The sequence below is a fragment of the Nocardia alni genome (genome assembly GCF_019038435.1).
Taxonomy (GTDB): Bacteria; Actinomycetota; Actinomycetes; order Mycobacteriales; family Mycobacteriaceae; genus Nocardia; species Nocardia alni.
Genome location: NZ_JAGPOX010000368.1, coordinates 1 through 424, shown reverse-complemented (window position 1 = coordinate 424; position 424 = coordinate 1). Strand labels below are relative to the sequence as shown.

The window sequence follows — 424 nt, the reverse complement described above, 5'->3', positions numbered from 1 at the left end:
CTATATGAAAAAACTAATCTATACAACCATAGAACTGTTAAACCAGAAGCTTTTATTTTAAAACCTGATTATGTACCTAATGAGTTTTTAGATAGACAGACATTATGGAATAAAATGGAATTAGCAGAAAAAAGTCCAAACGCTCAACTTTGTCGAGAGGTAAATGTAGCATTGCCAATTGAATTAAATAATTCAGACCAAAGAATGTTGATTGAAGATTTTGTTAAAGATAATTTTGTCAGTGAAGGAATGATTGCAGACGTAGCCATTCATAGAGATGATGAAAACAATCCCCATGCTCATATTATGTTAACAATGAGAGAAGTAGATAGTGAAGGCAATATCTTAAACAAAAGTCATAGAATACCTAAACTAGATGAAAATGGCAATCAGATTTTTAATGAAAAGGGGCAAAGAGTAACCG

At 31.4% G+C, this 424-nt stretch carries 1 protein-coding gene; it reads left to right on the top strand.

Translation table 11 applies throughout. From position 1 onward, the window contains the following. A partial coding sequence (locus JZ791_RS44365; RefSeq protein ID WP_216903996.1) for a MobA/MobL family protein occupies positions 1-424 on the top strand: 424 nt, incomplete at both ends.